The organism is Streptomyces sp. 4F14 (assembly GCF_048159485.1).
Lineage (GTDB): Bacteria > Actinomycetota > Actinomycetes > Streptomycetales > Streptomycetaceae > Streptomyces.
In genome coordinates this window covers 1-313 of record NZ_JBLRVY010000418.1, presented here as the reverse complement: position 1 = coordinate 313, position 313 = coordinate 1, and the positions used below count along the sequence as shown (strand labels likewise).

General features: G+C 68.1%; 1 protein-coding gene. It reads left to right on the top strand.

Translation table 11 applies throughout. From position 1 onward, the window contains the following. The coding region (locus ACLZOT_RS51385; RefSeq protein WP_416976165.1) for an alkaline phosphatase PhoX at positions 1–313 on the top strand (313 nt) is incomplete at both ends.

Below are 313 nucleotides of genomic sequence, written 5' to 3'. Positions count from 1 at the left end.
GCTGGTTCACCACCAAGGGCGACAACCGCGTCTGGAAGTACAACGCGTCCGCCGGGACCATCGAACTCGCCTACGACGACTCCCTCGTGACCTCGGGCACGGCCCCGCTGACCGGCGTCGACAACGTCACCGGAAGCTCCTCGGGCGACCTGTTCGTCGCGGAGGACGGCGGCAACATGGAGATCTGCGTGATCACGCCGAACGACGTCATCGCCCCGTTCCTGCGCATCGACGGGCAGTCGGGATCGGAGATCACCGGCCCGGCGTTCTCGCCCGACGGCACCCGGCTCTACTTCTCCAGCCAGCGCGGCAC